General features: G+C 60.3%; 31 protein-coding genes. 11 read left to right on the top strand and 20 right to left on the bottom strand.

Annotated features, from left to right (window positions below; genetic code table 11):
• Positions 1-41 precede the first annotated feature (41 nt).
• Together KKQ10_RS04785 and prlC are read right to left on the bottom strand one after the other, a co-directional pair.
• On the bottom strand, positions 42-326 hold the full coding sequence (locus tag KKQ10_RS04785; RefSeq protein ID WP_127649361.1) for a YheV family putative zinc ribbon protein: 285 nt from the start codon (positions 324-326) through the stop codon (positions 42-44).
• Positions 323-2401 (bottom strand): oligopeptidase A, encoded by a 2079-nt coding sequence (gene prlC / locus KKQ10_RS04780; protein WP_215500413.1) that lies wholly within the window; start codon positions 2399-2401, stop codon positions 323-325. Before prlC ends, KKQ10_RS04785 begins: the two co-directional genes overlap by 4 nt.
• Before the next feature lie 76 nt (positions 2402-2477).
• Here prlC and KKQ10_RS04775 point away from each other — a divergent pair, with 76 nt between their 5' ends.
• Both KKQ10_RS04775 and KKQ10_RS04770 read left to right on the top strand, forming a co-directional pair.
• A complete protein-coding gene (locus KKQ10_RS04775) occupies positions 2478-3023 on the top strand; it encodes a gamma carbonic anhydrase family protein (protein WP_215500412.1) in 546 nt (181 codons plus the stop codon).
• A gap of 28 nt (positions 3024-3051) precedes the next feature.
• On the top strand, positions 3052-3702 hold the full coding sequence (locus KKQ10_RS04770) for an HAD family hydrolase (RefSeq protein WP_215500411.1): 651 nt from the start codon (positions 3052-3054) through the stop codon (positions 3700-3702).
• 93 nt (positions 3703-3795) lie between these two features.
• Here the strand turns inward: KKQ10_RS04770 and KKQ10_RS04765 are convergent, their stop codons facing one another.
• On the bottom strand, positions 3796-4878 hold the full coding sequence (locus tag KKQ10_RS04765; protein WP_215500410.1) for an aminopeptidase: 1083 nt from the start codon (positions 4876-4878) through the stop codon (positions 3796-3798).
• Between the two features lie 58 nt (positions 4879-4936).
• Between KKQ10_RS04765 and KKQ10_RS04760 the strand changes: the two genes are divergently transcribed.
• Complete coding sequence (locus KKQ10_RS04760) at positions 4937-5359, top strand: PA0061/PA0062 family lipoprotein (RefSeq protein ID WP_215500409.1); 423 nt, start codon at positions 4937-4939, stop codon at positions 5357-5359.
• A 40-nt stretch (positions 5360-5399) separates the two neighbouring features.
• A complete protein-coding gene (locus KKQ10_RS04755) occupies positions 5400-5819 on the top strand; it encodes a PA0061/PA0062 family lipoprotein (protein ID WP_215500408.1) in 420 nt (139 codons plus the stop codon).
• Positions 5820-5825: 6 nt separating this feature from the next.
• Here the strand turns inward: KKQ10_RS04755 and KKQ10_RS04750 are convergent, their stop codons facing one another.
• Both KKQ10_RS04750 and KKQ10_RS04745 read right to left on the bottom strand, forming a co-directional pair.
• Positions 5826-6065, bottom strand: a complete 240-nt coding sequence (locus KKQ10_RS04750; protein ID WP_215500407.1) for a DUF1161 domain-containing protein — start codon at positions 6063-6065, stop codon at positions 5826-5828.
• A 223-nt stretch (positions 6066-6288) separates the two neighbouring features.
• Positions 6289-6720: an OsmC family protein gene (locus KKQ10_RS04745; protein WP_215500406.1), complete on the bottom strand. Its 432-nt coding sequence runs from the start codon at positions 6718-6720 to the stop codon at positions 6289-6291.
• Between the two features lie 239 nt (positions 6721-6959).
• On the opposite strand from KKQ10_RS04745, the gene KKQ10_RS04740 reads away from it, so the two are divergent.
• Positions 6960-7961, top strand: coding sequence for an LLM class flavin-dependent oxidoreductase (locus KKQ10_RS04740; protein ID WP_103483943.1), 1002 nt, complete (start codon positions 6960-6962; stop codon positions 7959-7961).
• Positions 7962-8125: 164 nt separating this feature from the next.
• Here the strand turns inward: KKQ10_RS04740 and KKQ10_RS04735 are convergent, their stop codons facing one another.
• A complete protein-coding gene (locus KKQ10_RS04735) occupies positions 8126-8350 on the bottom strand; it encodes a DUF1161 domain-containing protein (protein ID WP_215500405.1) in 225 nt (74 codons plus the stop codon).
• Positions 8351-8474: 124 nt separating this feature from the next.
• On the bottom strand, positions 8475-8690 hold the full coding sequence (locus KKQ10_RS04730; protein ID WP_003220389.1) for a dodecin: 216 nt from the start codon (positions 8688-8690) through the stop codon (positions 8475-8477).
• Positions 8691-8860: 170 nt separating this feature from the next.
• On the opposite strand from KKQ10_RS04730, the gene KKQ10_RS04725 reads away from it, so the two are divergent.
• Positions 8861-9187 carry an ElaB/YgaM/YqjD family protein gene (locus KKQ10_RS04725; RefSeq protein ID WP_007953918.1) on the top strand — a complete coding sequence of 109 codons (327 nt, stop codon included), beginning with the start codon at positions 8861-8863 and terminating at the stop codon, positions 9185-9187.
• On the opposite strand, the gene KKQ10_RS04720 is transcribed toward KKQ10_RS04725, so the two are convergent.
• Positions 9160-10077: a LysR family transcriptional regulator gene (locus tag KKQ10_RS04720; protein ID WP_215500404.1), complete on the bottom strand. Its 918-nt coding sequence runs from the start codon at positions 10075-10077 to the stop codon at positions 9160-9162. The two genes, KKQ10_RS04725 and KKQ10_RS04720, sit on opposite strands and share 28 nt — an antisense overlap.
• Positions 10078-10190: 113 nt before the next feature.
• Here KKQ10_RS04720 and trpB point away from each other — a divergent pair, with 113 nt between their 5' ends.
• From trpB to KKQ10_RS04705, 3 genes are all read left to right on the top strand, one after another.
• On the top strand, positions 10191-11423 hold the full coding sequence (gene trpB, locus KKQ10_RS04715) for a tryptophan synthase subunit beta (protein ID WP_215500403.1): 1233 nt from the start codon (positions 10191-10193) through the stop codon (positions 11421-11423).
• Positions 11423-12235: a tryptophan synthase subunit alpha gene (trpA, locus tag KKQ10_RS04710; protein ID WP_127649339.1), complete on the top strand. Its 813-nt coding sequence runs from the start codon at positions 11423-11425 to the stop codon at positions 12233-12235. The genes trpB and trpA overlap by 1 nt, the downstream gene beginning before the upstream one ends.
• 121 nt (positions 12236-12356) lie before the next feature.
• Positions 12357-12797, top strand: a complete 441-nt coding sequence (locus tag KKQ10_RS04705; protein WP_127649337.1) for an anti-virulence regulator CigR family protein — start codon at positions 12357-12359, stop codon at positions 12795-12797.
• Positions 12798-12883: 86 nt separating this feature from the next.
• Here the strand turns inward: KKQ10_RS04705 and KKQ10_RS04700 are convergent, their stop codons facing one another.
• From KKQ10_RS04700 to KKQ10_RS04650, 11 genes are all read right to left on the bottom strand, one after another.
• Complete coding sequence (locus tag KKQ10_RS04700; protein ID WP_215500402.1) at positions 12884-14845, bottom strand: DUF7844 domain-containing protein; 1962 nt, start codon at positions 14843-14845, stop codon at positions 12884-12886.
• A complete protein-coding gene (locus tag KKQ10_RS04695) occupies positions 14842-15162 on the bottom strand; it encodes a DUF2388 domain-containing protein (RefSeq protein ID WP_007911662.1) in 321 nt (106 codons plus the stop codon). The genes KKQ10_RS04700 and KKQ10_RS04695 overlap by 4 nt, the downstream gene beginning before the upstream one ends.
• A gap of 43 nt (positions 15163-15205) precedes the next feature.
• Positions 15206-15514 carry a DUF2388 domain-containing protein gene (locus KKQ10_RS04690; RefSeq protein WP_127649333.1) on the bottom strand — a complete coding sequence of 103 codons (309 nt, stop codon included), beginning with the start codon at positions 15512-15514 and terminating at the stop codon, positions 15206-15208.
• 107 nt (positions 15515-15621) lie between these two features.
• The gene (locus KKQ10_RS04685) at positions 15622-15939 is read right to left on the bottom strand and encodes a DUF2388 domain-containing protein (protein WP_215500401.1); all 318 of its coding nucleotides are present in this window, start codon (positions 15937-15939) and stop codon (positions 15622-15624) included.
• Between the two features lie 134 nt (positions 15940-16073).
• Positions 16074-16283, bottom strand: coding sequence for a DUF1127 domain-containing protein (locus tag KKQ10_RS04680; protein ID WP_215500400.1), 210 nt, complete (start codon positions 16281-16283; stop codon positions 16074-16076).
• A gap of 257 nt (positions 16284-16540) precedes the next feature.
• The gene (locus KKQ10_RS04675; RefSeq protein WP_007962833.1) at positions 16541-16756 is read right to left on the bottom strand and encodes a DUF1127 domain-containing protein; all 216 of its coding nucleotides are present in this window, start codon (positions 16754-16756) and stop codon (positions 16541-16543) included.
• A 321-nt stretch (positions 16757-17077) separates the two neighbouring features.
• Entirely contained in the window at positions 17078-18571 is a 1494-nt protein-coding gene (scpC, locus tag KKQ10_RS04670; protein ID WP_215500399.1) for a succinyl-CoA:acetate CoA-transferase ScpC, read from the bottom strand.
• 214 nt (positions 18572-18785) lie between these two features.
• Entirely contained in the window at positions 18786-20219 is a 1434-nt protein-coding gene (locus tag KKQ10_RS04665) for an NAD(P)(+) transhydrogenase (Re/Si-specific) subunit beta (RefSeq protein WP_007962843.1), read from the bottom strand.
• The gene (locus KKQ10_RS04660; RefSeq protein WP_003220416.1) at positions 20219-20539 is read right to left on the bottom strand and encodes an NAD(P) transhydrogenase subunit alpha part 2; all 321 of its coding nucleotides are present in this window, start codon (positions 20537-20539) and stop codon (positions 20219-20221) included. Before KKQ10_RS04660 ends, KKQ10_RS04665 begins: the two co-directional genes overlap by 1 nt.
• A 15-nt stretch (positions 20540-20554) precedes the next feature.
• The gene (locus tag KKQ10_RS04655; protein WP_025112356.1) at positions 20555-21676 is read right to left on the bottom strand and encodes a Re/Si-specific NAD(P)(+) transhydrogenase subunit alpha; all 1122 of its coding nucleotides are present in this window, start codon (positions 21674-21676) and stop codon (positions 20555-20557) included.
• A 434-nt stretch (positions 21677-22110) separates the two neighbouring features.
• Positions 22111-23010, bottom strand: a complete 900-nt coding sequence (locus KKQ10_RS04650) for a LysR family transcriptional regulator (RefSeq protein ID WP_215500398.1) — start codon at positions 23008-23010, stop codon at positions 22111-22113.
• A 157-nt stretch (positions 23011-23167) separates the two neighbouring features.
• Here KKQ10_RS04650 and KKQ10_RS04645 point away from each other — a divergent pair, with 157 nt between their 5' ends.
• Both KKQ10_RS04645 and KKQ10_RS04640 read left to right on the top strand, forming a co-directional pair.
• Positions 23168-24349: an acyl-CoA dehydrogenase gene (locus KKQ10_RS04645; protein ID WP_123470295.1), complete on the top strand. Its 1182-nt coding sequence runs from the start codon at positions 23168-23170 to the stop codon at positions 24347-24349.
• Positions 24350-24362: 13 nt separating this feature from the next.
• Positions 24363-25583 carry a CaiB/BaiF CoA transferase family protein gene (locus tag KKQ10_RS04640; protein WP_215500397.1) on the top strand — a complete coding sequence of 407 codons (1221 nt, stop codon included), beginning with the start codon at positions 24363-24365 and terminating at the stop codon, positions 25581-25583.
• Positions 25584-25794: 211 nt separating this feature from the next.
• On the opposite strand, the gene KKQ10_RS04635 is transcribed toward KKQ10_RS04640, so the two are convergent.
• Positions 25795-26076: hypothetical protein (locus KKQ10_RS04635; protein WP_215500396.1), on the bottom strand; the 282-nt coding region annotated here is incomplete at its 5' end.

Genomic DNA, 26076 nt, shown 5'->3' with positions numbered 1-26076 from the left:
AACCCTCCACGGTGTTGCACCGTGGAGGGTTATTCGCCGGCTCAGTCTTCGGACTTTTTCTTCAGTTTCGGATTCGGGAAAAACTGCACGGCCTGGACGTTCTTGTCCGGCGCCGGCTTGAGCGCGCTGGTATTGACCCGCGTGCCCAGCTCCTTGGGAACCGACAACCCCTGCTCGTTCAGCGTATCCGAGTAACCGCAAGCCACGCATTCGCGGTGCGGCACGCTGTCCTCGTTCCACATCATCAGCTTGTCCGGCTCGCTGCATGCCGGGCAGACCGCCCCAGCGATAAAGCGTTTCTTGGTAATCACAGGTGCCTCACTCATGCTGCTGCGTCCTCACTCAGGCCGCTGTGGCGCAAGAGTGCGTCAATCGATGGCTCGCGGCCACGGAAGTCGACGAACAGCACCATCGGCGCCTGCGAACCGCCACGCGCCAGAATCGCTTCGCGGAAGGCGCGACCGGTGTCGGCATTGAGCACGCCGTCTTCTTCGAACTTGGAGAAGGCATCCGCCGACAGTACTTCCGCCCACTTGTAGCTGTAGTAACCCGCCGCGTAACCGCCGGCGAAGATGTGCGCGAAGCTGTTGGGGAAGCGGTTGTACGCCGGTGGACGCATCACCGAAACCTCGTCACGCACGCCTTCCAGCACCTGGGCAACGCTGCGACCGTCACCGTGGGTGGCGTGCAGTTCGAAGTCAAACAGCGAGAACTCCAGCTGACGGACCATCATCAGGCCGGACTGGAAGTTCTTCGCCGCAAGCATTTTTTCCAGCAGGTCCTGCGGCAGCGGCTCGCCGGTTTCGTAGTGACCGGAAATCAGCGCCAGGCCTTCCGGCTCCCAGCACCAGTTTTCCATGAACTGGCTCGGCAGCTCGACCGCATCCCACGCCACGCCGTTGATCCCGGAAACACCGGCGTGATCAACACGGGTCAGCAGGTGATGCAGGCCATGACCGAATTCATGGAACAGGGTGGTCACTTCATCGTGGGTCAGCAGCGCGGGCTTGCCGCTGTCGGCCGGGGTGAAGTTACAAACCAGGTTGGCCACCGGGCTTTGCAGCACGCCGTTGACGGTGCGTCGACGGTCGCGGGCGCCGTCCATCCAGGCGCCGCCACGCTTGTTGGCGCGGGCGTAGAGGTCGAAGAAGAAGCGGCCGACGTGCTGGCCGTTTTCCTTGATCTCGAACAGGCGCACGTCCGGGTGCCAGGTGTCGAAGCCTTTCAGCTCGGCGATTTCGATGCCGTACAGACGCTGGACGATAGCGAACAGACCGCCGAGGACTTTATCGATCGGGAAGTAGGCACGCAGGGTTTCCTGAGCGACGCTGTAGCGTTGCTCGCGGAGTTTTTCCCCGTAGAAACCGCTGTCCCAGCTTTGCAGATCGGCGCAGCCCTGTTCGGTGGCGTAAGCGCGCAGCTGCTGCAGGTCCTGCGCAGCGAACGGCTTGCTGCGCTTGGCCAGGTCGCGCAGGAAGCTCAGCACCTGGTCGCTGGACTCGGCCATTTTGGTCGCCAGGCTCAGCTCGGAGAAGCTGGCGAAGCCCAACAATTTGGCCAGTTCCTGACGCAGATCGAGGATCTCTTCCATCACCGGGCCGTTGTCGTTCTGCCCGGCATTCGGGCCTTGGTCCGACGCACGGGTGCAGTAGGCGGCGTAAACTTCTTCGCGCAAGGCACGGTCCTGGGCGTAGGTCATCACCGCGTAGTAGCTCGGGAATTCCAGGGTGATCAGCCAGCCATCGAGGTCTTTGGCTTGCGCAGCGGCAGCCATTTGCGCCTTGGCCGAGTCGGTCAGGCCGGCGAGGGCGGCTTCGTCGGTGATGTGCTTGGTCCACGCCTGAGTGGCGTCGAGCAGTTGATTGGAGAAGCGGCTGCCCAGCTCGGACAATTTGCTCTGCACTTCGGCGTAGCGCTTTTGTTCGGCTTCCGGCAGGTCGATACCCGACAGACGGAAATCGCGCAAGGCGTGTTCCAGGATGGTTTTTTGCGCCACATCGAAACCGGCGGCTTCCGGGCTGTTGGCCAGCGCTTCATAAGCCTGGAACAGTTCGCGGTTCTGGCCCATCTCGGTGGAATAGGCGCTCAGGGCCGGCAGGCACGACTCGTAGGCTTCGCGCAGCTCGGCGCTGTTGCACACGGCGTTGAGGTGGCTGACCGGGCTCCACGCGGCACCGAGGCGATCGTTGAGCTCGTCCATCGCCAATACCAGGCCGGCCCAGGTCGGGTTCTCGACTTGAGTCTTGAGGATCTCGGCGATGGCGGCGCGGTTGTCGGCCAGGATGGTTTCAATGGCGGGCAGCACGTGTTCGGCACGGATCGTGGAGAACGGCGGCAGGTCGTAGGACTGCAGAAGAGGGTTGTTCACGCTCACGGTTGGCACCTTGGCTGGAAGAAACATGCATTTAGGAACATAGCCACATCTTAATTACAATCGGCACCCACCGCAGCTATCGGCGACAGAGAGAGAAATTATCGTGTCCGTTCGCAAGTACCAGAATCACACCCCGCAGCTCCGCAAAGGCGCGTTTGTCGACGCCTCGGCGGTGGTGATCGGCGACGTCGAAATCGGTGAAGACAGCTCGGTCTGGCCGCTGACCGTGATCCGTGGCGACATGCATCGCATCCGTATCGGCGCACGCACCAGCGTACAGGACGGCTGCGTGCTGCACATCACCCACGCCGGGCCGTTCAACCCGGAGGGCTTCCCGCTGCTGATCGGTGATGACGTGACCATCGCCCACAAGGTCATGCTGCATGGCTGCAGCGTCGGCAGCCGCGTGTTGATCGGCATGGGCAGCATCGTCATGGACGGCGCGGTGGTCGAGGATGACGTGATCATCGGCGCCGGCAGCCTGGTGCCACCGGGCAAGCGCCTGGAAAGCGGCTTTCTGTATGTTGGCAGTCCGGTGAAACAGGTGCGTGCACTGACTGACAAGGAGCGCGCCTTCTTCACCTACAGCGCAGCGAACTACGTGAAGCTCAAGGACCTGCACCTGGCCGAAGGCTACGATCAGCTCTGAATCGCCTTACACCTGCTCAGGATTTCTCATGCGTTACCAGACCGTACTGTTCGACCTCGATGGCACCCTGACCGACCCGCGTGAGGGCATCACCCGTTCCATCCAGTTCGCCCTCGCCAAGCTCGGCATCGATGAGCCGGACCTGACCAAACTGGAACACTTCATCGGCCCGCCGTTGTTGCAGGCGTTCATGCAGTTCTATGACTTCGACGAGGCCAAAGCCTGGGAAGCGGTGAATTTCTATCGCGAGCGCTTCAAGGTCACTGGCCTCTACGAAAACCGCGTGTTCGACGGCGTCACGTCATTGCTCGAAACCCTGAGCGGCCAAGGCCGACAGCTGTATATCGCGACGTCCAAGCCATGGGTGTTCGCCCGCGAGATTGCCCGGCACTTTGACTTCGCCAAACACTTCAAGGTGATCTACGGCAGTGAACTGGATGGCACGCGGACCAACAAGGTCGAGCTGATTGCGCATCTGCTGGCCGAAGAAGGGCTGGATCCGGCCAACACGCTGATGATCGGCGACCGCAAACATGACCTGATCGGCGCGCGCAGCAACGGGCTGGACGCGGCAGCGGTGGGCTATGGGTTTGGCAGCTTTGAAGAGTTGAGTGCCGAGGCGCCGGCGTATCATTTTGAAACGCTGGCCGAGTTGCATCAGGCGTTTTTACAGCGCTGATCAGATGGCTATCGCGAGCAGGCTCACTCCTGCATTTGGAGCGCCTTACCCTGTAGGAGTGAGCCTGCTCGCGATGACGTCCTCCCAATCAACTCAACTGTTTGTATCTGCCAATATTCTCAAAGCCACCTTACGCTCAGCCAGCGGCAGCTCACCCAACCTCTCGACCTCGGCATAAAACCTCACCCAATCCCCCCCAACCTGCCTGAACAGCGCCGCAAATGCCGGCACCCACTGGTCATACAGGCCGAACGGTAAAAGCCGCGCATTGTTCAGCGGCATATTCACCCACGCGTCATAGCGTTTGTCCCCGGCCCACTGGCTGTCGCGCATCAATCGATATGCGCGACGGAACTGCTCGAACGCCGCCGCTTTACGCTCGCGCATCTGCTCGGCCGGCAGCGACTGGGCGTAGAGTTTTTCCAGCCGTGACCGCGTTTCCAGCACCAACTCGATGAACTGATCGCGCTGCTTGAGCCGCACATCGGTGTCCGGCGGCAGACCACGAAACGCCCGCCACTGTCGGGTGCCTTGCTGTTCGACAAACGTGGCGAAGGACTCGTTGAACTCGGTGTCGTCCTTCACGTAGAAGCGCTGATGTGCCAGCTCATGAAAGATCAGCGTGGCCAGACGTTCGTCGCCCCAGCCCATCATCGAATTGAGAATCGGGTCATTGAACCAGCCGAGGGTCGAATAGGCTTCGACGCCGCCAATCGCCACGTCCATGCCTTGCAGGCGCTGGATCGCCGCTGCGCCACGGGCAGCGCTCTGGCTGTAGTAGCCGCGATAGGCCACGCAACCGGCGATCGGGAAGCAATGGTTCTGCGGGGTCAGGGAAAACTCCGGGGTGGCGAACACGTTCCACACCACGTACGGCCGGCCAATGTCGGCGTACAGGCGATAGCTCTGGTTGTCCGGCAGGTGTAGCTGTTCGCTGGCAAAGGCCCGGGCTTTTTGCGACTGAGTCAGATGAGCGCGCAGCGAAGCGTCGTGGCTGGGGTCGGCGATCACCTTGGCCACTGGCTCGCGCGCCCGCAGCAACTGGAACTGGCCGCTGGCCAACTGGCTGTAATAGCTGACGCTGGAACAACCGTTGAGCAACAAAAACATCACACCCGGAAACAAAATCCGAAAAACGCGATCAAGTAACCCATGGCTTGGAAGCGGCCTGCTCAAAATAAAAATCCTTTGGAAAGTCTGCCCGCAAGACTATCCCGCCATTTGGAGCTTCGCTATGCGCATGTTGTTGCTGACAGGAGGCCTGCTGACGCTGGCCGGTTGTGCCGGATTCGGAATGCCCGACCCTGACCCCTCGCAAGCCTGGATCGATCTCGATGCCCGGCAACAGGACACGGCGCTGCAAGCGCTGCAAGTGGATAGCCGAACCACGGTCGACAAACGTTATTTCGAGGTGCAGCCCGGCAGCCATGAGCTGAAGGTGCGTTATCAGTTTCCGGTCGAAGCCACCAACATTGGCCCCGACGCCGAGCCACTGTGGTGCGACTGCCAGTTGAATGTGAAATTCAAGGACTTCAACGCCGGTCAGCGCTATCAGTTGCAGGCCGGCAGCATCGGTTTCCGGCCATGGGCGAAGCTCTACGACGAGCAGCGCAGGGTCGTCGGCCAGGGCACACCGGCTGGCTGCCAGCGCACTTGATCGGCGCTATGCTGGAGGTCTGAATCCTTGGACGTCCATCATGCGCAAGTTGATGCTGTTGCTCGCGGTCGGCGTAATCGCCGGCTGCCAGACCCCGCTGCCCCCGGTCGATCCAAACATGGCCTGGGTCGATTTCTCGACCCCGACCCCGGGCGGCAAACTGCTCATGGCGGAGCGCCTGGACAACGTGCGCCTGACTGATGGCAGGTTTTTCCAGGTCACGCCCGGCAGCCATGAGCTGCGGGTGCGTTTCGACTTTGAAGTATTTGGCGGCGGCAGCAGCCTGATGACCGGCCCGGTCGAACGTCTGTGCTATCTGTACATCCGCTACGACCATTTCGAAGCCGGCCAGCGTTACCTGCTGGAAGGGCGTTCGCTGGGCTTCACGCCGAGTGCCCGGTTGTACAACGCCAAGCGCGAGATCGTCGCCGAGGATCGTGACATGGTCTGCCTTACCTGAGGTGAATCAGTTGCTGTTCTTCTGATAAATGATCGCTTTGGTGCCGTTGTCGCAAGTGCCGACGACCATGGCCACGTCGTGTTTCTCGGCCTCTTCCTTGCTGACGATTTCCAGCGTGTAGGAGGGCACGGCGTTAGCCTGGATCTTGACCTCGATCTCGTTTTTCAATTCTTCACAGTCTTTCGGTGCGGCAAGAACCGTTGTGGCCAGTGCACTGCAGAGAATCGCCAAGCCAATACGTTTCATATTTGAAGCTCCCTGGTGCAGCGCGCACGGGTGTGCGCTGAAGCTGCTGTCACTTATTCGACCATATTTTTGCAGAGTGGGTTCTGACTTCGCTCACATCTTCAGGCACTGCGGTGATTTCAGGATCGCTTTCGCCAGCAGGCTCGCTCTCACATTGGACGTGTTCACAACACAATCCCCTGAGGGAGCGAGCCTGCTCGCGAATGGGTCAGTCAGCGCCGACTTAGCTGACCAGCGAAGCCTCAAGGGTAATCTTCGCATTCAATACCTTGGATACCGGGCACCCTTCCTTGGCCTTGGTGCTCAGTTCTTCAAACTGCGCCTGCGTCGCCCCCGGGATATTCGCCTTGAGAATCAGTTTGACCGCAGTGATGGCAAAACCGCCGTCCACCTGGTCCAGCGTGACCTCTGCCTGAGTGTCGATGCTGTCAGCCTTAAGGCCTGCATCGCCGAGAATCATCGAAAACGCCATGGAAAAACAGCCGGCATGGGCGGCGCCGATCAGTTCTTCCGGGTTGGTGCCCTTGCCGCCTTCGAAGCGGGCCTTGAAGCCGTAAGGCGCTTCTCTGAGGACGCCGGTTTCGGTAGAGATCGAGCCGATGCCGGTTTTCAGATCGCCTGCCCAATGCGCGGATGCTTTCTTCACGATAGCCATGTTTGCCTCCTCAAGATCTGGCGCGGAACGCCGCGCCGTCGTGGTTTTGCTTGCAAGGCTTCTGAGGATAGACGCCGGAACAAAGTTCAGCCCAGGTGAATCGTTGACTTTTTTAGTAGGATTTTTCCCTCAGCTATTGAAACTCGGGTATATGCCCTCATTGCACAGAACACGCTTATGAATTCGGCAGGTTTTCGTTCGCAAGAAAAACCTGCCTCCTCACTCGGAGACGCAGGTTTATGAAGCAACTGTCCGACGTAAAGTTTTCCACCCTCGATCTGGTGCCCGTGCGCGAGAACGGCAGCCCGGCGCAATCGCTGCGCAACTCGCTGGACCTGGCGCAGCATGTCGAGAAGTTCGGCTACACCCGATTCTGGGTCGCCGAGCACCACAACATGGACGGCATCGCCAGTTCCGCCACCTCGGTGTTGCTGGGGTATCTGGCCGGCGGCACCTCGACGATTCGTGTCGGCTCCGGCGGGGTGATGCTGCCCAACCATGCACCGCTGGTGATCGCCGAGCAGTTCGGCACCCTTGAGAGCCTGTATCCGGGGCGCATCGACCTCGGGCTGGGCCGTGCGCCGGGTTCCGACCAGATGACCGCCCGCGCCCTGCGCCGCGAGCGCTCCGGCAGTGCCGATGATTTCCCGGAAGATGTTGCCGAACTGGCGCGTTTCCTCGGCCCGCGCACCCCGGATCAACGGGTGATCGCCATGCCCGGCACCGGCACCAATGTGCCGATCTGGTTGCTCGGCTCCAGCCTGTTCAGTGCGCAACTGGCCGGTGAGCGCGGTTTGCCCTACGCCTTCGCCTCGCACTTCGCCCCGCGCTTCATGCACGAGGCGATCCGCGTCTATCGCAACCACTTCAAGCCCTCGGCGGTGCTCGACAAGCCGTACGTGATGCTCGGTGTGCCACTGGTGGCGGCGGATACCGATGAGCAGGCCGACTACCTGGCGACCTCGGTGTATCAGCGCATTCTCGCGTTGATGCGTGGGCAGAGTCTGGTGCAGCGTCCGCCGGTGAAAAGCATGGACGGCCTTTGGCTGCCTCATGAACGTGAGGCGGTGGGGGATTTCCTCGGTCTGGCGATGGTCGGCAGCCCGCAGAAGATCCGCGCGAAGCTGGAGGTGCTGGTCGAGCAGACCCAGGCCGATGAGCTGATCTTCACCTGCGACCTGTATGAGCATGCTGATCGCCTGCATTCCTATGAGTTGCTGGCGCAGGTCATGAAGGGCTGACTACAACCCCTGTACGAGTGAGCCCGCTCGCGATGACGGCGTGTCAGCCACCCCATCCGTTGACTTAAACACCGCTATCGCGAGCAGGCTCACTCCTGCAATGGAAAATCGTTGCCCACAAAAAAGCCGACGCATTGGCGTCGGCTTTTGCATTTCAGAGGCGATCAACCGCGTTTGTAGACGATTTCCTTGGCGCCACCTTCGCAGGTGCCAACGACTGTGCCGTCACTGGCTGCACCCTTGTCGACAATCTCCAGCGAATACCCGGAAACGCCCTTGGCGTCCAGTTTCGCGGCAATCTCGCTTTTCAACTCTTCACAAGGCTTGCCAGCAGCAAACGCGCCACCCGCAAGGCTCAACAAACCTACTGCCAATATGAACTTCTTCATCGGTCGCACTCCCTGGTCGGATTAAAAGAGGCGGGCATCGGGCATCCCGATGCGCTCACCTTGTAGCGCTTTGCCATTCCTATGGCACTCGGCCAGCGCGCAAGTTCAGAAGCGTAGCCCAAACTCAGCTGCTGGCAATCCGGAAGCCGACCTTGAGCGTGACCTGGAAATGCGCAGCCTTGCCGTCCTTGATGTGGCCACGGGTGTCGACCACTTCAAACCACTCCAGATGCTTGATGCTCTTGTTCGCTTCGGCCAGTGCGTTGTTGATGGCGTCTTCGATGCTGCTGGTGGACGAGCCGACCAGCTCGACTTTCTTGTACGTGTGATGGTCACTCATGGCGATCTCCTTGGCGTGTGGAATTGACGTGTGGAATTGAGACTAGCAGTGAATCTGCACTGTTGATTTCGGTGGCCCTGCGCAAGCGAAGTTCAGATTTTCTGCACTTTCTCAAACCGCTGAAGTCCCAACCAACACACGCCACTCATCACCAATGCAGGAGAGCCACCATGGCCAACACCTCTTTACGTAAAGCCTCGTTGCAAAGCATGGAAGCCGAGATCGAGAGTCTGCTCAAATCGTTGGAAAGCCTGAAGGATGACGCTTCGGACGAGTCGCGCAAGACACTCAAGGCGCTCAAGGGCAACGCCGAAAGCGCGCTGAAACATTCGCGCAGCCTGCTCAGCGATGCCTACGAAGAAGTCAAAGTGAAAACCCGTGAGACCGGGATCGCCACCCGCGATTACGCTCAGGAACACCCTTGGACCACCGCCGGTGTAGCCGTGGGTGCGCTGGGTCTGCTGGCTGCTTACTTGTTGTTCAAGCGCGGCGAGTGATCCGTCTGGCGCAGCTCGTTCTTGAGCCATTGCGCCAGTTGCCGGGCGCGTTCGTCTGCGGCGCGCTTGGGTAGCCACAACGCCAGTTGCGCCGGGGTTTCGCAGAAGCCCCACGGCGCAACCAGGCGACCGGCTTTCAAATCTTCGGCCACCAGCGGCTCTGGCGCAATCGCCACGCCAAGTCCGGCCACCGCTGCTTCCAGCAAATAATACAAATGCTCAAAACCTTGCCCGAGCTTCAACGCTTTGGCGTCGAGGTGGTTTTGCTGTGCCCAGCTCGGCCAGGCTTGCGGGCGGGAGGTGGTGTGCAGCAGTGGTTCGCTGAGCAAGGCTGACGCGGGGGCTGCTTGCAGGCGCTGATAACCGCTGAACAGCGGGCTCATCACCGGCCCGATGCGTTCTGCCGCCAGCTCATACACCTGCATGTCTGCCGGCCATGGCGGCTCGGCGAACAGCAGCAAGGCGTCGAGTCCGGGGCGCCGTGGATCGAGATCGCCTTCACCGGCCGACAGGTGCAGACGCAAGTCGGGCAGGTCGGCATTGAGCCGGCCCAGGCGTGGAATGAACCAGCGCGCCAACAGGCTACCGGAGCAACCGAGCACGAACGGCGCGTCGGCGGTGCTTTGCGTCAGCTCGGCACACACACTGCGCAACCGATCGAACGCCTCGCCGCTGGCGTCTCGCAGACGAACCCCGGCATCTGTGAGTTTCAAGCCGCGCCCATCCTTGACGAACAGGCTGACGCCAAGATGCTCTTCGAGCACTTTGAGCTGGCGGCTGACCGCGCCGTGGGTGACGTGCAGCTGTTCGGCTGCCTGACTGACGCTGTTCAGCCGGGCCGTGGCTTCAAAGGCGCGCAAGGCGTTCAGCGGCGGAAGATCATGGCTCATGGTATCTGTGAGATTTCCTGACAGGTTGTGGCGATCTTATCGGTTTTCAGTCTGGAAGGTCAGGGGTAGAGTGGCGTCATTGTCTTTCGACCCGAATTCACCTGGAGCACACCATGACCCAGACTTCGAACACTTCCAATCTGCGCAGCGGCCCTGACGATAACGGCCTGTTCGGCGCGTTCGGTGGCCGCTATGTGGCCGAAACCCTGATGCCGTTGATCCTTGATCTGGCCCGTGAATACGAAGCGGCCAAGGAAGATCCGGCATTCAAGGAAGAACTGGCCTACTTCCAGCGTGACTACGTTGGACGTCCAAGTCCGCTGTATTTCGCCGAGCGTCTGACTGAGTTCTGCGGTGGCGCCAAGATCTACCTCAAGCGCGAAGAGCTCAACCACACCGGCGCGCACAAGATCAACAATTGCATCGGCCAGATCCTGTTGGCGCGGCGCATGGGCAAAAAACGCATCATCGCCGAGACCGGCGCCGGCATGCACGGTGTGGCGACCGCCACAGTGGCCGCCCGCTTCGGTCTGGACTGCGTGATCTACATGGGCACCACTGACATCGAGCGTCAGCAGGCCAACGTGTTCCGCATGAAGCTGCTGGGCGCTGAAGTGATCCCGGTGGTGGCCGGCACCGGCACCCTGAAGGACGCGATGAACGAAGCGCTGCGTGACTGGGTGACCAACGTCGACAGCACCTTCTACCTGATCGGCACTGTGGCCGGCCCGCACCCTTATCCAGGGATGGTTCGTGACTTCCAGGCCGTGATCGGCAAGGAAACCCGCGAGCAGCTGCAAACTCAGGAAGGCCGTCTGCCGGACAGCCTGGTGGCGTGCATCGGCGGCGGTTCCAACGCCATGGGCCTGTTCCACCCGTTCCTCGACGACAAGAGCGTGGAGATCATCGGTGTCGAAGCGGCCGGTTACGGCATCGAAACCGGCAAGCACGCGGCGAGCCTCAATGGCGGCGTACCGGGCGTGTTGCACGGCAACCGCACCTTCCTGCTGCAGGACGACGATGGTCAGATCATCGACGCCCACTCGATTTCCGCTGGCCTGGACTATCCGGGCATCGGCCCGGAACACGCCTGGTTGCATGACATCGGCCGCGTCCAGTACACCTCGGTAACCGACGACGAAGCCCTTGAAGCGTTCCACAAATGCTGCCGTCTGGAAGGGATCATCCCGGCACTGGAAAGCGCTCATGCGTTGGCTGAAGTGTTCAAACGCGCACCGAAACTGCCGAAGGATCACCTGATGGTGGTCAACCTGTCGGGCCGTGGCGACAAAGACATGCAGACCGTCATGCATCACATGGAACAGTCTAAGCAGGAGAAACACTGATGAGCCGCCTGCAAACCCGCTTTGCCGAACTCAAGCAACAGAACCGCGCTGCACTGGTGACCTTCGTCACCGCCGGTGACCCGGACTACGCCACTTCGCTGGCGATCCTCAAAGGCTTGCCGGGTGCTGGCGCCGACGTGATCGAACTGGGCATGCCGTTCACTGACCCGATGGCCGACGGCCCGGCGATTCAACTGGCGAACATCCGTGCGTTGGGCGCCAAACAGAATCTGGCGAAAACCCTGCAGATGGTCCGCGAGTTCCGCGAAGGCAACAGCGATACGCCGCTGGTGCTGATGGGCTACTTCAACCCGATCCACATGTATGGCGTGCCGCGCTTCATTGCCGATGCCAAGGAAGCGGGCGTCGACGGCCTGATCGTGGTCGACATGCCGCCGGAGCACAACACCGAGCTGTGCGACCCGGCCCAGGCTGCCGGTCTGGACTTCATCCGCCTGACCACGCCGACCACTGACGATGCGCGTCTGCCGAAGGTGCTCAACGGCAGCTCCGGCTTCGTTTACTACGTGTCGGTGGCCGGTGTGACCGGTGCCGGCGCTGCGACTCTGGAGCACGTCGAAGAAGCGGTGACGCGTCTGCGTCGGCATACCGACCTGCCGATCAGCATCGGTTTCGGTATCCGCACACCGGAGCAGGCTGCGTCCATCGCACGCTTGGCGGACGGTGTGGTGGTGGGCTCGGCCCTGATCGACCACATCGCCAACGCGACCACGCCGGACCAGGCCATCGACGGTGTGCTGAGCCTGTGCTCGGCACTGTCCGAAGGCGTGCGTCAGGCCCGCGTCAGCTGAAGGTAAAGTTCCTGATACAGAGGAATTAGCGCCTCACGACGCAGCCTAATTGAGCAAGACCGAGGGATTCAGAACCGCGTTCTGAATCCCTTTTTGCTGTGGTGCAGTGAGGAAAGACCCGATGAAAATGCCGAAACGTCTGATTGCCGGACTGGGTGTGCTGATGTTCAGCGCGACACCGCTGCTGGCCAGCGCCGATCCACGCGATGATCATGACCACGGCGGCCCGCAACCGGGCCATTACGAGAACCACGGTGACGATCACCGTGGCCCGCAAAACGACCACCGTGGCGGCCCGCCGCGGGACTTCGGTCCGGTGCGGCAGACCATTCGCGATAATCACGGCTACTTCGTACGCGGTGCGCCGCCACCGCCGGGTATTCGTCTGGAGCGCGGTCGGCCGTTGCCGCGCGGTTATTACGGCGAGCGGCTGGACGGTCGGGCGCTGAGTCGTCTGCCGGTGTATCCGGGCTATGAGTGGCGCCGGGCCGGGGGCGATATCGTGCTGATCGCGGTGGGCACCGGGATCGTCTACGAAATTCTGGACGGTGTTTTGAATTAATCGCCAGGCAATAAAAAGATCGCAGCCTGCGGCAGCTCCTACATGGATTGTGTAGGAGCTGCCGCAGGCTGCGATCTTTCGTTTTTTTAAGGCAATTCCAGCCCGCCGGCTGCCTTGTGCAGTTTGCGCAGGTGTTCGCCGATCTGCTTCACGTTGGCTTCGCTGGCAGCAATCTCGGCCGCTCGCTTGGGTTCCAGCAACTTGCGCACTTCCTTGTCCAGATCGCCGCTCAGCGCCAGCAGTTGTTTCTGGCGTTGGCTGCTTTCGTCTTGCAGACGCTTGAACTCACTCGGTTGCGGCAGACCGTAGCCGCGGCTGTCGAGCAGTTCCGCCGGACGACTGAGGAAGCCGCTGTTGGCGAGAATTTCCTGCAGGGTGGCGTTGGCTTTGTCCATGCCACCGTTTTCCAGTTCACGGGCGCCGAGGTAGCGCTGCTTGACCTCATCCTGGGCCAGCAGCAACTGCCGGCGATAGCTCGCCTGTTCCAGCAGTAGTAACGCGGCACTGGTGCGCAGGTCCGCCCGTTCGAACCATTGCCGGCGTTCTTCGGCCGACAACGATAGCCAGTCCTCAACCGTGGTCTGCTGGATCGGCAACTGCTTCTTCAATACATCGAACATCGCCTGATAGCGATCGCGGAACGAGTCGAAGCGATAGCCCAGGCGCAGTGCTTCCTTGGGGTTGTCCAGCACACTGGTGTCGGCCAGCCCGCGACCCTTCATCACTTCCAGCAAACCGTTGGGCATGATGCTGTCGAGGCCGACGAGTTGCTTGTTATTGCTGCCGCTGCGCAACAGCTTGAGGCTTTCCACGGCGCAGTTGTTGGACAGGAAGAAGTAGTTGCCGTCGTAGCTCCAGTGCATCTCGGCGGCGTGTTCGACCACCTCTTCAATCTCGGTACGCGAGAGGTTCAGTGGCACCGAAGCGAGGCTGCGCAGTTCGGTCTTGGTGTACTCGTCGATCACCTGCGCCAGCGGCAGCACGAACAGCCGCGACGGGTACTTGCCGACCAGCCCGTCCCAGCTCGACAGCTGCACGTCACCGACGAAGGCGCGGTAGGACAGCACCAGATGCTGATCCAGGTCGAGTCGGCAATCCGGGCCACGTGGTCGGCCCGGCGCACAGATCACCAGGCGCAACATGCTGTGGCCCCAGCGGCTGACCCAGTTCTGGTTGGCTTCGGCCAGCAGGTAGTCGACGGCATACACCCGTTCCGGATCGACCTGCCCCAAGGGCTGTTTGGCGAAGTCGTTGCCGGCGTTGAGAAAGGCGAAGGTGTTGCTGCAGGTGTCCTTGGCCGGCGGTGCCCAGCCGAAGCGTTCCTTGTAGTAGCGATAGAGTGCCGGACGCCGACAGGCATAGCTCGGGTCGAGGAGGAAATACTCCATGTTGACCGCGACAAACTCTTTCGGACTGGAGATCTCGTACAGATCCGGGCTGCGGGCCACCTGACGGTTGTGCTGTTCACGCTCGCCGCGGCGCCCGACGTATTGTTGCCAACCGGCGAGGTCGAGCAGGCGCGGGTCATCGCTGAGGGTGAAGCGCCGCTCAGTCTGGCCACGGCAATCATCGGGAATGCCGATCAGCCCGGCACTGTTGCTGCGGCGGGTGCAGCGCTGGATCAGCGTGCGCTCGGCGGCGGGCCACAGGCGCGCGCGGTCATAAATGTGGGTGAGTTCGTGCAGCACTGTCGCCAGCAGTTCCTGACGCACCGTGCCGTGGGGGCGGTTGGTTTTCTCGTTGGCCGCGCTGCCGTCGGTGAGGCCGGCAAGCAGTTTGCGGTTCAGGTCGAGTTCGGCAACCAGGGTCGCCTGGCCGTAGGCGTTGCCCGGCATGTCGTCGGTCCAGCCGACGTCGATGCGGCGGTCCAGCTGTTCGACGAAGCTGGGCGGCAGTTTTTGCATCGCTTCATCGAGCAGCGCCTGGCTGGCCTGCTGCTGAGCGGGGTTCAGGCCGTCGGTCTTGAGCCGCAATTGCAGGCTGGCGTGGGCGCTGTTGCCAAGCAGCAACAACGCCCCGGCCAGCAGCCAGGCACCGAATGACTTCACAGTGCGAGGATGGCTTCGGCGAGCACCTGATCACTGGCGTCGCGGGCTTCCGGCACGCGCGTGCGCAAGGTATTGAGGGCGGCTTCCAGGTGCGCACCGCGGATATCGCCGTTGGTGGCAACGAAGCTGGCCGCATCGTCGTGAGCTTCGCGGATGATTTTCGAATCGCGAATCGACGTAGTGGTATCGGAGGTGAAATCGATAGTGCGCTGGGAGGCACGAACGATGATGTTACTGGTGGCTACCAGGGTGTGCGCCTGGGCCACGTCGGCCAACAAAAACAGGCCAAGGGCGGCAGCAATCAGCGGGCTACGCATGGAACGACTCCGGAGGGGCAATGATAACGAAGGACTGGGATAACTATTGGACGAGAATTGCCTGTGCCAGTTCAAGGTCGCTGACATGAAGTTTTGCTCGGGATTTGCGCAGGTAATGCAGCGCGGATTCGAGCTGCGCGCCTCGCAATTCACCATCACTGGCAACAAACGCTGCCGCGTCATCATGAGCGGCGATCAACAGTTTACGGTCGAATGGCGCGGAAGACACCATTCCGGTGGCCCACACCGTCACCACGGTGTTCTGCGTGGAGACATCAAACGCATCGACCGATGTCGCCCAGCAGGCGCTGATCAAGGCAGAAGGGATAAGCAGGTTGGTCAGAAAACGCATGGGACTCGATAACGGTTAGCGAGTCTCAAGGCTAGCGTAATGCCCGGGCCAGAGCCAGCGGTGAAACATCGGGACACGACTGGCGTGTCCCTTGCTGCAATGACGGATCAGATCGCCAGAATGGCTTGCGCCAGCTGTGCGTCGGTCGCGTTCAATTGCGGTGCCTGATGGCGGATAAGGTCCAGGGCACTTTCCAGTTTCACACCGCGGATCTGGCCTTGGCTGGCAACGAAGCTGGCAGCGTCTTCACGGGCAGCGATTACGACTTTGTTGTCACGCAGCGAGGAGCTGACGTCGGAAGTGGCATCCGAAGAAGACTTCAGCGCGCCAACCACGGCGTCGGTGGTCACGATGAAGCTGGAGGCGCTGGCGTTGGCTGCCACGGCCAGCAAGGCGGCAGCGCTGAGCAGGCGAAGTCGGGACATGGTGTATCTCCTGAAAGTAAACCGTATTGAGAGGTGGCTTGTGTCTGATGAGTCAGACGCGGGTTACAGAAGATTCGCCACGTTCTGTCATGGATATTAGGCCTGCGCGCGAGGTTCGGACAGTGGGCAGAGTGCTAGCGCCAGAAAGGTTTCTCCAATTCGTTGAGCCGATCGGCGTGACTGAGCCCCATGTCCGCGAGGTCGCGCTGATCAAGCTGAGCCAGCAGGCGCCGCGTTCTGGCGCGCTCAAGCCCTTGCCACAAGCCACGCAGCAGGCGTCGCAGCGGGTGCACGCGAACGGGCGGTTGAATCGAAATTGTTGAAACATTCTGTAAGTCTTTCATGGCGTATTCCTTAAGCCGAGAGGGGCTAAGGACATGCTGCGCCGGATGCAGGGTGGGGGAGCAGATACACCGATGTAAAATTGTACTGGTTCAGATTTTTGTTTTTATAAACTGTACCTGTTCCTTCTGTGGGTGGCTGTGTGGGCGTTTTTCAAACCCTGAAACGACAAAACCCGTCGCGGTTTCCCGCGACGGGTTTTGTTTGTTCAATTCGGGTTGCTGGCGGTGGGTCTAACGACCAGAGCCAGCGACGCTACTTAGCGCCAGAACGGCTTGCTCAGCTCTTCGTAGCGTTGTGCTTCGCTGATACCGGCGTCAGCCAGCAGACGCGAATCCAGGCGAGCCAGTTGGTGGCGGCTGGAGATGCGGCGCTGCCACAACATCAGGTTGGCGATAACGCGCAGAGGCAGGGAAGCCTGGTTTTTTGCAGCTTTGTCTTCGAAGAACAGTTCGGAACTGAGTGTACGTTCCATGGTTGACATCCTTCCGCTTGTGGCGGGATCAGGTAGTGGTTTAACTGGTGCCCATGATCCTCTCGTTTGCCTAGTCTCTCTAGATACAGTTCAACTGTATTGTGAGTGACCAGTTAACTGTTTATAGGGGGTGTACGGGTCAAAATTGAGCAAACTGTACCTGTCCGCACTTATGTGGTGCATTTTTGCTCATTTCGAGGGGAGGGGTGGGTAAAAGCTGCAGGAAAACACCGGTACAGTAGTACAGTTTTTTGTCGTATGAGATGGAGAGACAAATCCGCTGACACAAACTGTGTTTGCATCAGCGGTTTGCTTGTGTGGTTACACCGCGAGCATGCGTCCGGTTTCTTCCAGGTTGATGTGCCAGCTCAGGGCTTCACGCAGGATATGCGGGGTATGACCACCGATGGCGCAGGCGGCGGTGAAGTAATCATTCAGCGCTTGGCGGTAATCGGGGTGCACGCAGTTGTCGATGATCACCCGGGCGCGCTCGCGCGGGGCCAGGCCGCGCAGGTCGGCCAGACCGACTTCGGTCACCAGGATGTCGACGTCATGCTCGGTGTGGTCGACGTGGCTGACCATCGGCACCACGCTGGAAATAGCCCCGCCCTTGGCGATCGACTTGGTCACGAACACCGCCAGGTGCGCGTTGCGCGCGAAGTCACCCGAACCACCAATACCATTCATCATCCGCGTGCCACAGACGTGGGTGGAGTTGACGTTGCCGTAGATGTCGAACTCCAGCGCCGTGTTGATGCCGATGATGCCGAGACGGCGCACTACTTCCGGATGGTTGGAGATCTCCTGCGGACGCAGTACCAGTTTGTCCTTGTACTTCTCCAGATTGCCGAACACGTCGCTATTGCGCCGCTCCGACAGGGTGATCGAGCTGCCCGAGGCAAAGCTCAGCTTGCCCGCATCGATCAGGTCGAAGGTCGAGTCCTGCAGCACTTCGGAGTACATGGTCAGGTCTTCGAACGGTGAGTCGATCAGACCGCACATCACCGCGTTGGCGATGTTGCCGATCCCGGCCTGCAACGGGCCGAGCTTATTGGTCATGCGGCCGGCGTCGACTTCCTGCTTGAAGAAAGTGATCAGGTGCTCGGCGATGGCGTTGGTGTCGACATCCGGTGTCGATACCGTGGACGGTGAATCCGCCTGCTGCGTGATGACGATGGCGACAATCTTCTCCGGTGGAATCGGGATCGCAGTGCTGCCGATGCGGTCGTCGACCTTTACCAGCGGGATCGGCGTGCGGGTCGGGCGGTAGGTCGGGATATAGATGTCATGCAGGCCTTCGAGGTTGGCGTTGTGCGCCAGGTTGATCTCGACGATCACCTGCTTGGCGAAAATCGCGAAGCTCGCCGAGTTGCCCACCGAGGTGGTCGGCACGATGTGGCCTTGTTCGGTGATGGCCACGGCTTCGATCACCGCGATGTCCGGCAGCTTCAATTGTTGGTTGCGCAGTTGTTCGACGGTTTCCGACAGGTGCTGGTCGATGAACATGACTTGGCCGGCGTTGATCGCCTTGCGCAAGGTGCTGTCGACCTGAAACGGCATGCGCCGCGACAGCACGCCGGCCTCGGTCAATTGCTTGTCGAGGTCGTTGCCCAGGCTGGCGCCGGTCATCAGGCTGATCTTCAGCGGCGTGACCTTGGCTCGCTCGGCCAGTGCGTGAGGGACGGCCTTGGCTTCGCCGGCGCGGGTGAAACCGCTCATGCCGACGGTCATACCGTCTTCAATCAGAGCGGCTGCGTCGGCGGCGCTCATCACTTTATCCAACAACGAAGGCAGGCGAATACGGTCACGGTACATGGATTATTTTCTCGGGAAGCGAGTAGCAGGATGCGCAGTCTATTGAATTTCGCGGGCGCCTGTCCCGCTACCAAGGTCGCAAACGAGGCGTCTATTTAGCGGATTTCAAGTAAAACACCGTTACCGGATCTGCAACAACGCGGCAAATTGTCCGACGCTTTGCGCAAACGAAAACGCCCCGACAAGTCGGGGCGTTCGCTGCAGCAGGGGTGGATTATTCGACCGCTTTGACCATGTCTTCGATGACTTTTTTCGCGTCGCCGAACACCATCATGGTCTTGTCCAGGTAGAACAGTTCGTTATCCAGGCCGGCATAGCCGCTGGCCATCGAGCGCTTGTTGACGATGATGGTCTTGGCCTTGAACGCTTCGAGAATCGGCATGCCGGCAATCGGCGATTTCGGATCGTTCTTGGCAGCCGGGTTGACTACGTCGTTGGCGCCGAGCACCAGCACCACGTCGGCCTGGCCGAACTCGGAGTTGATGTCTTCCATCTCGAACACCTGGTCGTAAGGCACTTCGGCCTCGGCGAGCAGTACGTTCATGTGCCCGGGCATGCGACCGGCCACCGGGTGAATCGCGTACTTCACGGTCACACCGCGATGGGTCAGCTTCTCGGTCAGTTCTTTCAGCGCGTGCTGCGCACGGGCCACCGCCAGGCCGTAACCCGGAACGATGATCACGGTGTCGGCGTTGGTCAGCAGGAAGGTCGCGTCGTCGGCCGAACCGGATTTCACCGGACGGGCTTCTTTCGCACCGGCCGGGCCAGCGTCGGCCGTGTTGCCGAAACCGCCGAGCAGCACATTAAAGAAGGAACGGTTCATCGCCTTGCACATGATGTACGAGAGGATCGCGCCGCTCGAACCCACCAAAGAACCGGCAATGATCAGCATCGAGTTGTTCAGCGAGAAGCCGATACCTGCCGCTGCCCAGCCCGAATAGCTGTTGAGCATCGACACCACGACCGGCATGTCGGCGCCACCAATCGGGATGATGATCAGCACGCCCATCACGAACGCCAGAGCCAGCATCAGCGCGAACGCTGCGAGGTTGCCGGTGAGCATGAAGGTCACACCGAGCACCAATGTCGCCAGGCCTAGTACGGCGTTCAGCTTGTGCTGACCGGCGAACTGTACCGGCGCACCCTGGAACAGGCGGAACTTGTACTTGCCCGACAGCTTGCCGAAGGCAATCACCGAACCGGAGAAGGTGATTGCACCAATCGCCGCGCCGAGGAACAGCTCCAGACGGTTACCCGCCGGGATTGAGTCGCCCAGTTGCTTGACGATGCCCAGCGATTGCGGCTCGACCACCGCGGCAATCGCGATGAATACCGCTGCCAGACCGATCATGCTGTGCATGAAGGCGACCAGTTCCGGCATCTTGGTCATCTCAACGCGCTTGGCCATGATCGAACCGGCGGTGCCGCCGATCAGCAGGCCGACGATCACGTAACCGATGCCGGCCGTGGCGAGCTCAGCACCCAGCTTATAGATGAGGCCAATGGTGGTGAGGATGGCCAGCGCCATGCCGAGCATGCCGAACAGGTTGCCGCGCCGCGATGTGGTCGGGTGCGATAGGCCTTTGAGGGCCTGGATGAAGCAGATCGACGCGATCAGGTAGAGCGTCGTGACGAGATTCATGCTCATTACTTCGGCGCCTCTTCTTTTGCTTTCGGGGCTTTCTTTTTGAACATCTCAAGCATGCGGCGGGTGACCAGGAAGCCACCGAACACGTTGACCGCCGCCAGTGCCACGGCGAGGGTGCCCATGGTCTTGCCCAGCGGGGTGACGGTGAGGGCAGCAGCCAGCATGGCACCGACGATCACGATTGCCGAGATGGCGTTGGTCACTGCCATCAGCGGCGTGTGCAGCGCAGGCGTAACGTTCCAGACCACGTGATAACCGACATAAATCGCCAGCACGAAGATGATCAGGTTGTAGATACCGGGGGAGATAAGCTCTTCCATCGTCTGAATCCCTGCTTAGGCGTTTTTGCGGATGACTTGGCCGTCGCGGCACATAAGGCACGCGGCGACGATGTCGTCTTCGAGGTTGACGTCGAACTGGCCTTCTTTGGTGAACACCAGCTTGAGGAAGTCCAGCAGGTTGCGCGCGTACAGTGCCGAGGCGTCTGCGGCGACTTCACCGGCCAGGTTGGTCGGGCCGACGATGGTCACGCCGTTCTCGACGACGACCTGATCGGCCACGGTCAGCGGGCAGTTGCCACCTTGGGCTGCTGCGAGGTCGATGACCACCGAGCCTGGCTTCATCTGCGCCACGGTGTCCGCGCTCAATAACGTTGGAGCCTTGCGGCCGGGGATCAGCGCGGTGGTGATCACGATGTCGGCCTGCTTCGCGCGTTCGTGCACGGCCTGGGCCTGACGCTGCATCCAGCTCGCCGGCATTGGCCGCGCGTAACCGCCGACACCGACCGCGCATTCGCGCTCTTCATCGGTCTCGTACGGCACATCGACGAACTTGGCGCCGAGGGATTCGATTTGTTCCTTAACGGCCGGACGCACGTCAGACGCTTCGATCACCGCTCCCAGACGTTTCGCCGTGGCAATCGCCTGCAACCCGGCCACGCCTGCGCCAAGAATCAGCACGCGCGCCGCTTTCACGGTGCCCGCAGCGGTCATCAACATTGGCATGAAGCGCGGATAGTAGTGAGCGGCGAGCAACACTGCCTTGTAGCCAGCAATGTTCGCCTGCGACGACAGCACGTCCAGGCTCTGTGCGCGGGAGGTGCGCGGCGCCGCTTCGAGGGCGAACGCGGTAATCCCGCACTCGGCCATTTTGGCGATGGTTTCGTTATTGAACGGATTGAGCATCCCCACCAGCACCGTGCCGCGCTTGATCAGCGCCAGTTCGGCGTCGCTGGGAGCGACCACTTTGAGAATCAGCTCGGCACCGAACGCATCGTTGGCACTGCCAATGGTTGCGCCCGCTGCTTCATAGGCACTGTCGACAACACTGGCTTTAACGCCGGCGCCGGTTTGCACAGTGACCTTATGACCTTGGCTGATCAGCTTTTTAATGGTTTCCGGGGTTGCAGCAACCCGTGTTTCACCGGTCTGGGTTTCGAGAGGAACACCAATGTGCACGTCAAATCTCCTGCGTGATCTTATTGAGTAAACCCAGGCACTGCGGATGGTGCGACTGGGGCGGCCGATCAGCACGATCCCGCCAAATCAGGGCGGGGCGCGGCATTTTGCAGGCGAACTTTATGCCCTTCAAGGGATTATGACGGGTGACGGAAAATTAACTACAAGTCATCCCGTGACCGAATGTCGCAGATGGCCAGTTGAATCCCTTGCGGGCCGTGCCTTGTAAGGATTCTGGCTGAATTTGAAAAAATTTCTCATCGGCGACGTGAATAGGCCGTAATGAGTCGCGGATGGAGGCTCAAAGCCACGTCCGCAGGCGCTTGTGGGACGTCTGTACGACTTTCGGATACAGTCTGCGATTTTGCGACAAATACTTATATCTGTAGGGCTTTGATTTTCCTGACTACGGGGTTAGTAATTGCTGGAGGCCTTTATCCTTCTAGGTTGTAGCTGTTTGCCTGATGGACCAGCCAATCGCGAAATGCCTTAAGCGATGCCGATTCGACCTTGCGCTCAGGAATCATCAGGTAATACGCCTTGATGCTGGAGAGCGCATTCGGGTTGGCGATCACCAGACGTTTCTCGGCCAGTTCGCGCTGAATCAGGAACGGCGGAATCAGCGCAATCCCCATGTCGTGCATGGCCGCCTGGGCCAGCATGGAGAATAGCTCGTAGCGTGGACCTGTCATGTCGCGGGGGATGTTCAGGTGCTGTGAGTTGAACCATTGGCGCCAGGCGTAGGGGCGAGTGGTCTGTTGCAGTAGCGGTAGCTCGGCGATTTCTTCGGGTGTCAGATGTGTTCTATTGCCGAGTAGGGCGGGACTGCACACCGGCATCGGATTTTCGCCCATCAACCTGTGGGATTCGGTACCCGACCAATCGGCGTCGCCAAAGTAGATCGCCGCGTCGAAATCGGTGTCGGCAAACAGGAACGGGCGGGTGCGGTTGGTCAGATTGACCGTGACCTCGGGGTGCTTGAGCTGAAAATCCTTGAGCCTTGGCAGCAGCCATTGCGTGCCGAAGGTTGGCACCACTGCCAGCTCGATCACATTGGCGCCCTGCTGGCCCATGACCGAAAGTGTGTCGCGCTCGACGGCGTCCAGTTGCGTGGCAACCCGACGGCTGTAGGAAAGGCCGGCTTCCGTCAGCTTCACCCCGCGTCGCGAGCGTCGGAACAGTTCCACACTGAGGAAGTCCTCAAGGCTGGCGATCTGTCGGCAAATCGCGCCCTGCGTGAGGGAAAGCTCTTCGGCGGCCTTGGTAAAGCTCTCGTGGCGAGCGGCGGCCTCGAAGCTGATCAGGGCGGTGGTGCTGGGGATCTTTCTGCGCATGTACGTCAATCTCACTAATGCGCCGCATAAAAGGCATTCAGCGACGTTTCGGAGTGAGAAATTAGCACAACAGGATGCGAAATCCTCGTTTGCCGCGATGACGAACCGGGCCTAGGATCAATGCCACGTTAATTCACCGATTTGCGAGGACACACTCATGGGCGGTAAAGCTAGCTTCAACTGGATCGATCCCCTGCTGCTGGATCAACAGCTCACCGAAGAGGAGCGCATGATCCGCGACACCGCCGCCCAGTTCGCTCAACAGAGCCTGGCGCCCCGTGTCCTCGAAGCTTTCCGCCATGAGAAAACCGATCCGGCGATCTTCCGCGAAATGGGCGAAGTCGGCCTGCTGGGCGCGACCATCCCTGAGCAATACGGTGGCAGCGGCCTGAACTACGTCAGCTACGGTCTGATCGCCCGCGAAGTGGAGCGTGTCGATTCCGGCTACCGTTCGATGATGAGCGTGCAGTCCTCGTTGGTGATGGTGCCGATCAATGAATTTGGCACTGAAGCGCAGAAACAGAAATACCTGCCAAAACTGGCGTCCGGCGAGTGGATCGGCTGCTTCGGTCTGACCGAGCCGAACCACGGTTCCGATCCGGGCGCGATGATCACTCGTGCGCGCAAAGTCGACGGCGGCTACAGCTTGACCGGTGCCAAGATGTGGATCACCAATAGCCCGATCGCCGATGTGTTCGTGGTCTGGGCCAAGGACGACGCCGGCGACATCCGTGGCTTCGTACTGGAGAAGGGCTGGAAGGGCCTGAGCGCTCCGGCGATTCACGGCAAGGTCGGCCTGCGGGCGTCGATCACGGGTGAAATCGTCATGGACAACGTATTCGTGCCGGAAGAGAACATCTTCCCCGACGTGCGTGGCCTGAAAGGCCCGTTCACCTGTCTCAACTCCGCTCGCTACGGCATCTCCTGGGGCGCATTGGGCGCCGCCGAGTTCTGCTGGCACACCGCTCGCCAGTACACCCTCGATCGTCACCAGTTCGGTCGCCCATTGGCTGCCACTCAGCTGATCCAGAAGAAGCTGGCCGACATGCAGACCGAGATCACGCTGGCCCTGCAAGGCTGCCTGCGCCTGGGTCGCATGAAGGACGAAGGCACTGCGGCGGTCGAGATCACTTCGATCATGAAGCGCAACTCCTGTGGCAAGTCGCTGGACATCGCCCGTATGGCCCGTGACATGTTGGGCGGCAACGGTATCTCTGATGAGTTCGGCGTGGCCCGTCACCTGGTCAACCTGGAAGTGGTGAATACCTATGAAGGTACACATGACGTCCACGCACTGATCCTGGGGCGCGCACAAACCGGTCTGCAGGCGTTCTATTAACAGGAGAGCGACCATGGGCGCGCTGTCGCATCTGCGGGTACTGGATTTATCGCGAGTTCTGGCCGGGCCGTGGGCCGGCCAGATTCTCGCCGACCTTGGCGCCGAGGTGATCAAGGTCGAGCGCCCGGGCAATGGCGACGATACTCGCGCCTGGGGTCCTCCTTTCCTTAAAGACGCTTATGGGGAGAACACCAGCGAGGCGGCTTACTATTTGTCGGCCAACCGCAACAAGCAGTCAGTGACCATCGACTTCACGCGTCCCGAAGGGCAGCAGCTTGTGCGGGAGCTGGCGGCGAAGTCGGACATCCTCATCGAGAACTTCAAGGTCGGTGGCTTGGCGGCTTATGGGCTGGACTACGAGTCGCTGAAGGCGATCAATCCGGACCTGATCTACTGCTCGATCACCGGATTCGGCCAGACCGGGCCGTATGCCAAGCGCGCCGGCTATGACTTCATGATCCAGGGGTTGGGTGGGCTGATGAGCCTGACTGGACGTCCCGAGGGTGATGAGGGGGCCGGGCCGGTGAAGGTGGGGGTGGCGCTGACGGATATCCTGACCGGCCTGTATGCGACAGTGGCGATCCTCGCGGCTCTGGCACATCGTGATCACGACGGTGGCGGCCAGCACATCGACATGGCGTTGCTGGATGTGCAGGTCGCGTGCCTGGCCAACCAGGCGATGAACTACCTGACTACGGGCAACGCCCCCAAGCGTCTGGGTAATGCTCATCCGAACATCGTGCCTTATCAGGATTTTCCTACGGCCGACGGCGATTTCATCCTCACCGTGGGTAATGACGGGCAGTTCCGCAAGTTTGCCGAGGTGGCCGGCCAGCCGCAGTGGGCAGATGATCCGCGGTTTGCCACGAACAAGCTGCGGGTGGCAAACCGCGCGGTGCTGATTCCGCTGATTCGCCAGGCGACGGTGTTCAAGACCACCGCCGAATGGGTCGCGCAGTTGGAGCAGGCGGGCGTGCCGTGCGGGCCGATCAATGATCTGTCGCAGGTGTTTGAGGATCCGCAGGTAAAAGCTCGCGGGTTGGCGATCGAACTGCCCCACGCGTTGGCGGGTATGGTGCCGCAGGTCGCCAGTCCGATTCGCCTCTCACAAACCCCGGTCGAATATCGTCGTGCACCGCCATTGCTGGGCGAGCACACGCTGGAAGTTTTGCAGCGGGTGCTGGGTCTGGGCGCTGGGGTGGTGGCTGCGCTGAAAGCCGATGGCGTGCTCTGAGCTCCCTTCTATATAGAAGGGAGCTGATTCCCTCTTCTATATAGAAGGAATCGAGTGCTTTTTAGCCTGTCTGCAAGTTATTGAAAGAAAAGTGAAATTAACGGTTGACGGCAGATTCTGGAGGTCTATAATTCGCCCCACTTCCGGCGCAGTCGAAACGGAAAACTCCTTGAGATTCAATGAGTTATACGATTTTCGACAGTGACTTGCTTCAGTTCATCGAGGCCTGGAAGGCGTTGAAAATGCCGGTTTTTCTGGCGCTTTTAACGGTTCGATCTTCTCGGTCGAAAGCGGTGAAAAAGAGGTGTTGACAGCAGCGTGTAACGCTGTAGAATTCGCCTCCCGCTGACGAGAGATCGGAAGCGCAAGTGGTTGAAGTTGTTGAAGAAATCTTCGAAAACTTCTGAAAATAATCACTTGACAGCAAATGAGGCTGCTGTAGAATGCGCGCCTCGGTTGAGACGAAAGATCTTAACCAACCGCTCTTTAACAA

Source organism: Pseudomonas sp. MG-9, assembly GCF_018729515.1.
Taxonomy (GTDB): Bacteria; Pseudomonadota; Gammaproteobacteria; order Pseudomonadales; family Pseudomonadaceae; genus Aquipseudomonas; species Aquipseudomonas serboccidentalis.
The sequence above is the reverse complement of the archived record's forward strand: the minus strand, read 5'-3'. Positions and strand labels throughout refer to the sequence as shown.

What these genes read in the sequence shown, in the direction of transcription:
- KKQ10_RS04675 (WP_007962833.1), bottom strand. Translation starts at nt 16,756, where the DNA reads ATGGAACGTACACTCAGTTCCGAACTGTTCTTCGAAGACAAAGCTGCA.
- KKQ10_RS04760 (WP_215500409.1), top strand. Translation starts at nt 4,937, where the DNA reads ATGCGCATGTTGTTGCTGACAGGAGGCCTGCTGACGCTGGCCGGTTGT.
- KKQ10_RS04785 (WP_127649361.1), bottom strand. Translation starts at nt 326, where the DNA reads ATGAGTGAGGCACCTGTGATTACCAAGAAACGCTTTATCGCTGGGGCG.
- KKQ10_RS04660 (WP_003220416.1), bottom strand. Translation starts at nt 20,539, where the DNA reads ATGGAAGAGCTTATCTCCCCCGGTATCTACAACCTGATCATCTTCGTG.
- KKQ10_RS04680 (WP_215500400.1), bottom strand. Translation starts at nt 16,283, where the DNA reads ATGAAAGACTTACAGAATGTTTCAACAATTTCGATTCAACCGCCCGTT.
- KKQ10_RS04735 (WP_215500405.1), bottom strand. Translation starts at nt 8,350, where the DNA reads ATGAAGAAGTTCATATTGGCAGTAGGTTTGTTGAGCCTTGCGGGTGGC.
- KKQ10_RS04640 (WP_215500397.1), top strand. Translation starts at nt 24,363, where the DNA reads ATGGGCGCGCTGTCGCATCTGCGGGTACTGGATTTATCGCGAGTTCTG.
- KKQ10_RS04645 (WP_123470295.1), top strand. Translation starts at nt 23,168, where the DNA reads ATGGGCGGTAAAGCTAGCTTCAACTGGATCGATCCCCTGCTGCTGGAT.
- KKQ10_RS04740 (WP_103483943.1), top strand. Translation starts at nt 6,960, where the DNA reads ATGAAGCAACTGTCCGACGTAAAGTTTTCCACCCTCGATCTGGTGCCC.
- KKQ10_RS04685 (WP_215500401.1), bottom strand. Translation starts at nt 15,939, where the DNA reads ATGTCCCGACTTCGCCTGCTCAGCGCTGCCGCCTTGCTGGCCGTGGCA.
- KKQ10_RS04745 (WP_215500406.1), bottom strand. Translation starts at nt 6,720, where the DNA reads ATGGCTATCGTGAAGAAAGCATCCGCGCATTGGGCAGGCGATCTGAAA.
- scpC (WP_215500399.1), bottom strand. Translation starts at nt 18,571, where the DNA reads ATGTACCGTGACCGTATTCGCCTGCCTTCGTTGTTGGATAAAGTGATG.
- prlC (WP_215500413.1), bottom strand. Translation starts at nt 2,401, where the DNA reads ATGTTTCTTCCAGCCAAGGTGCCAACCGTGAGCGTGAACAACCCTCTT.
- KKQ10_RS04695 (WP_007911662.1), bottom strand. Translation starts at nt 15,162, where the DNA reads ATGCGTAGCCCGCTGATTGCTGCCGCCCTTGGCCTGTTTTTGTTGGCC.
- trpA (WP_127649339.1), top strand. Translation starts at nt 11,423, where the DNA reads ATGAGCCGCCTGCAAACCCGCTTTGCCGAACTCAAGCAACAGAACCGC.
- KKQ10_RS04705 (WP_127649337.1), top strand. Translation starts at nt 12,357, where the DNA reads ATGAAAATGCCGAAACGTCTGATTGCCGGACTGGGTGTGCTGATGTTC.
- KKQ10_RS04750 (WP_215500407.1), bottom strand. Translation starts at nt 6,065, where the DNA reads ATGAAACGTATTGGCTTGGCGATTCTCTGCAGTGCACTGGCCACAACG.
- KKQ10_RS04755 (WP_215500408.1), top strand. Translation starts at nt 5,400, where the DNA reads ATGCGCAAGTTGATGCTGTTGCTCGCGGTCGGCGTAATCGCCGGCTGC.
- KKQ10_RS04770 (WP_215500411.1), top strand. Translation starts at nt 3,052, where the DNA reads ATGCGTTACCAGACCGTACTGTTCGACCTCGATGGCACCCTGACCGAC.
- KKQ10_RS04720 (WP_215500404.1), bottom strand. Translation starts at nt 10,077, where the DNA reads ATGAGCCATGATCTTCCGCCGCTGAACGCCTTGCGCGCCTTTGAAGCC.
- trpB (WP_215500403.1), top strand. Translation starts at nt 10,191, where the DNA reads ATGACCCAGACTTCGAACACTTCCAATCTGCGCAGCGGCCCTGACGAT.
- KKQ10_RS04725 (WP_007953918.1), top strand. Translation starts at nt 8,861, where the DNA reads ATGGCCAACACCTCTTTACGTAAAGCCTCGTTGCAAAGCATGGAAGCC.
- KKQ10_RS04665 (WP_007962843.1), bottom strand. Translation starts at nt 20,219, where the DNA reads ATGAGCATGAATCTCGTCACGACGCTCTACCTGATCGCGTCGATCTGC.
- KKQ10_RS04690 (WP_127649333.1), bottom strand. Translation starts at nt 15,514, where the DNA reads ATGCGTTTTCTGACCAACCTGCTTATCCCTTCTGCCTTGATCAGCGCC.
- KKQ10_RS04730 (WP_003220389.1), bottom strand. Translation starts at nt 8,690, where the DNA reads ATGAGTGACCATCACACGTACAAGAAAGTCGAGCTGGTCGGCTCGTCC.
- KKQ10_RS04650 (WP_215500398.1), bottom strand. Translation starts at nt 23,010, where the DNA reads ATGCGCAGAAAGATCCCCAGCACCACCGCCCTGATCAGCTTCGAGGCC.